Source organism: Streptomyces sp. NPDC051452, from assembly GCF_044454765.1.
In the GTDB taxonomy this organism is placed as follows: domain Bacteria; phylum Actinomycetota; class Actinomycetes; order Streptomycetales; family Streptomycetaceae; genus Streptomyces.
Map to the genome: position 1 here is coordinate 1 of NZ_JBITEB010000043.1, position 3873 is coordinate 3873.

Genomic DNA, 3873 nt, shown 5'->3' on the forward strand with positions numbered 1-3873 from the left:
CAAGGGTCGGCTCCTGCGCCTGGAGCATCGTGCCCATCGCTCCATCGGCCACCACCACACGGGTGGCGAGCGCCTCACGAAGCGCGGACACACGGTCGGGCGTGGTCATGGGCGCACCGCCAGCCGGTCGGTGAACGGGTCCGCCGCCGCGGGACCGTAGGCCTCGGCAAGTCGGGACAGCAGCTCGGCGGGGCGCAGGGCGTGCTCCTGGGTGCCGACCGACTCCAGGGCGAGGACGGCGGTCACACTGGCGAACCTGGCCGCCTCCCGGAGGTCCTCGCCCCAGGCGAGGGCGGCCAGGAAGCCGGCACGGTAGGCGTCGCCGACCCCGGTGGGGTCCGCGACGGTCCGGGCCGGTGCGGCCGGGACCTCGACCGTGGTGCGGCCCGCCCGCCGGATCCGGGAGCCCGCGGCGCCGAGCGTGGTGATCCACAGGCCGGTGCGGCCGAGGATCTGCTCCTGCGTCCATCCGCTGCGCTCCTGGAGCAGCACGGACTCGTACTCGTTGGTGAACAGCATCCGCGAGTGGTCGATCAGGGCGCGGACCTGGTCCCGGTCGAGGCGGGCCAGCTGCTGCGAGGGGTCGGCGGCCACGGGGACGCCGAGTTCGTGGCACTCCCGGGTGTGGCGCAGCATCGCCTCGGGGTCGTTGGGCGAGACGAGGACCAGGTCGACTCCGCCGGTGCGGGCGAGGACGGGGGCGAGGGGGATGTGCCGGGCCTCCGCCATCGCGCCGGTGTAGAAGGTCGCGATCTGGTTCTGCTCGATGTCGGTGGTGCAGACGAAACGGGCGGTGTGCAGCTCGGGGCTGATCCGCACCGACTCGGTGTCGACGCCCTGTTCCTTCAGCAGGACGCGGTAGGGCTCGAAGTCGGAGCCCACCGCGCCGATCAGGACGGGTGAGAAGCCCAGCTGTCCCAGGCCGTGGGCGATGTTGGCCGCGACGCCGCCGGGCCGGATGTGGAGCGTGTCGGCGAGGAAGGACAGCGAGACCCTGTCGAGCCGGTCGGGCACGAGCTGGTCGGCGAACCTGCCGGGGAAGACCATGAGGTGGTCCATCGCGATGGAGCCGCTGACGGCGATGCGCATCTCAGACTCCGGCGGCCCGGCGCAGGGCGTCCACGCGGTCGGTGCGCTCCCAGGTGAAGTCGGCCAGCTCGCGGCCGAAGTGGCCGTAGGCGGCGGTCTGGGAGTAGATCGGGCGCAGCAGGTCCAGGTCGCGGATGATCGCGGCCGGGCGGAGGTCGAAGACCTCGTCGATGGCCTTCTCGATCTTCTCCGGCTCGACCTTGTGGGTACCGAACGTCTCCACGAACAGCCCGACCGGCTCGGCCTTGCCGATCGCGTACGCCACCTGCACCTCGCAGCGGGCCGCAAGCCCCGCCGCGACGACGTTCTTGGCGACCCAGCGCATCGCGTAGGCGGCCGAGCGGTCGACCTTGGAGGGGTCCTTGCCGGAGAACGCGCCGCCGCCGTGGCGGGCCATGCCGCCGTAGGTGTCGATGATGATCTTGCGGCCGGTCAGACCGGCGTCACCCATCGGGCCGCCGATCTCGAACCGCCCGGTCGGGTTGACCAGCAGGCGGTAGCCCTCGGTCTCCAGCTTGATGCCCTCGTCCAGGAGCGCCTTCAGCTCCGGCTCCACGACGAACTCGCGGATGTCGGGCGCCAGCAGCGACTCCAGGTCGATGTCGGAGGCGTGCTGGGAGGAGACGACCACCGTGTCCAGGCGGACGGCCTGGTCGCCGTCGTACTCGATGGTGACCTGCGTCTTGCCGTCCGGGCGCAGGTAGGGGATGGTGCCGTCCTTGCGGACGTCGGACAGCCGCTGGGCCATGCGGTGGGCGAGGCGGATGGGCAGGGGCATCAGTTCGGGAGTCTCGTCCGTCGCGTAGCCGAACATGAGCCCCTGGTCGCCGGCACCGCCGGTGTCGACGCCCTGCGCGATGTCCGGGGACTGCGCGCCGATGGACACCGACACACCGCAGGAGGCGCCGTCGAAGCCCTTCTTGGAGGAGTCGTAGCCGATGCTGAGGATCCTGTCGCGGACGAGGGTGGCGATATCCGCGTAGGCCTTCGTCGTCACCTCGCCGGCCACGTGCACCTGGCCGGTGGTGATCAGCGTCTCGACGGCGACCCGGGCATCCGGGTCCTGGGCGAGGAGCGCGTCGAGGATCGTGTCGCTGATCTGGTCGGCGATCTTGTCGGGATGGCCCTCGGTCACGGACTCCGAGGTGAACAGGCGACGGGACATGGGTTTCTTCCTCCAGGAGAAAGGCGTTGGGGCAGCGGACGTCCGGGGCACGGAGTCGGTGGACGGGCTCGGTCAGTCGTGGTGGGTGAAGCGGCGGCGGGCGGTCCAGGCGCCGGGGGCGCGGTAGCCGGACCCGGGGGCGCGGACGGTGGGTCCGGGCGCCTCGGGCGGCGGGGTGCGGGTGGCGAGCGCGGCGAGCACCGCCAGGGTGGCCGCGGCGATCTCCTCCTCGTCCGGCCGCCCGCGCACGAATCTGAGCAGCGGCCGGGCGGCCCGGACCGGGGGCGCGGAGGTCATGGCCCCTCCCGCCGGGCTCAGGCGGCCCAGGCCATGGCGGCCGGGGCGGGGTGGTCGCGGGTGTCGTCCGTCGCGCACCACAGTCGTGGCGCGTCGGACAGTTCGTGCAGCACGCGGGCCAGCGTCAGGGTGGCGAGGGTGCCGCGCGGGGCGGTGACGCCGTCGCCGCGCGGGGTCGCGTCCGTGTCCAGCAGCGACAGGACGCCGGTGGGGCCGGTGTCGGTGAGCGCGCCGGCGAGCTCCCGGTACAGCGTGTCGTCGTCGGCCGTGAGGTCGACGGTCCGCAGGGTGACCGTGGTGCCGCCGGTGCCCAGTGCGTCGACCGCGGCGGTCACGAACGGGTCGTGCGCGAAGCCCGCGGGGACGAGGGCGAGCCAGCTCTCGGCCGGCCCGGGACGGCACTCGGCCTCGGCCGCGGTCCGCGTCTCGACCGGGAGCCAGTCGACCGACCGCCGCTGCCGTACTGCCGGTTCGGGTGCGCCGAGCCAGTAGCGGGCGCGCTGGAACGCGTAGGTCGGCAGGTCGAACGGCTCGGCGGGCGGCGCAGCCGCGCCCACGGCGGTCCAGTCGACGTCGGCGCCGTGGACGTGGGCGTGGACGAGACCGGTGAGGACCGAGCCGTCTGGCAGGAGGTCGAGGTAGGTCACGTCCCCGCCGGTGCCGTCCGGCTCCCGGCCGGTGGCGCCGCGCAGCCACAGCCAGGTCGGCTGGGCGGGGTCCGGGTCCTCGCCGAGGGCTACGGCGCGGGCGGCGGCGTCGAGCCCGAGCGCGCCGGCGAGGCAGGCGACGGCGGGCCCGTGCTCCGGTTCCCCGGCGAAGGCGTCCACGCGGACACCGAGCTTGCGCCAGGTGCGGACGAGGGCCACGGTCACCGCGAACAGCGCGCAGCGTGCGGCCTGTTCGTCGCCGGATCCGGTGTCGTCCCGGTGCCACTGGGCGCGTATGCGCGCCGCGTCGGTGTGCGGGCCGAGCGCGTTCAGGCACGCCTCGACGTGCTCGGCGAAGACCGGCGAGTCGGCGAGGAGCGTGCGGGCCGCGTGCCGCCAGGGGCCCACCGGGTCGGGGAGCACATAGCCGACACGCTCCTCGGTCTGGATCCCCCTGACCAGGTACGGGGAGTCCTCGCCGTCGGCCAGCGCGCGCAGCCCCGCCGCCAGTTCCTCGCGCCGGGTGCCGGTCACCACGCCCCGGTGCGACAACGCCGCCCTTCCGGACACCAGCGCCCGCCCCACCGCGGCCGGGTCCAGCTCGGGGTGGGTCTCGGTGAACGCCAGCAGCCGTGCCGCCTGCGCCCGCAGCGCCTCCTCGCCCCGCGCCGACAC

Annotated in this window: 3 protein-coding genes and 1 pseudogene; all 4 read right to left on the reverse strand. The window is 74.0% G+C overall.

The window, feature by feature from the left end:
* Window positions 1-105 precede the first annotated feature (105 nt).
* Window positions 106-1089, reverse strand: coding sequence for a carbohydrate kinase family protein (locus ACIBA9_RS38085; RefSeq protein ID WP_399370361.1), 984 nt, complete (start codon window positions 1087-1089; stop codon window positions 106-108).
* Window position 1090: 1 nt separating this feature from the next.
* Window positions 1091-2254: a methionine adenosyltransferase gene (gene metK / locus ACIBA9_RS38090; protein WP_399370363.1), complete on the reverse strand. Its 1164-nt coding sequence runs from the start codon at window positions 2252-2254 to the stop codon at window positions 1091-1093.
* A 72-nt stretch (window positions 2255-2326) separates the two neighbouring features.
* Window positions 2327-2551, reverse strand: a complete 225-nt coding sequence (locus ACIBA9_RS38095) for an acyl-CoA carboxylase epsilon subunit (RefSeq protein WP_399370365.1) — start codon at window positions 2549-2551, stop codon at window positions 2327-2329.
* Window positions 2552-2568: 17 nt separating this feature from the next.
* Window positions 2569-3873 (reverse strand): annotated as a pseudogene (locus ACIBA9_RS38100) (hypothetical protein); the annotation flags it as partial.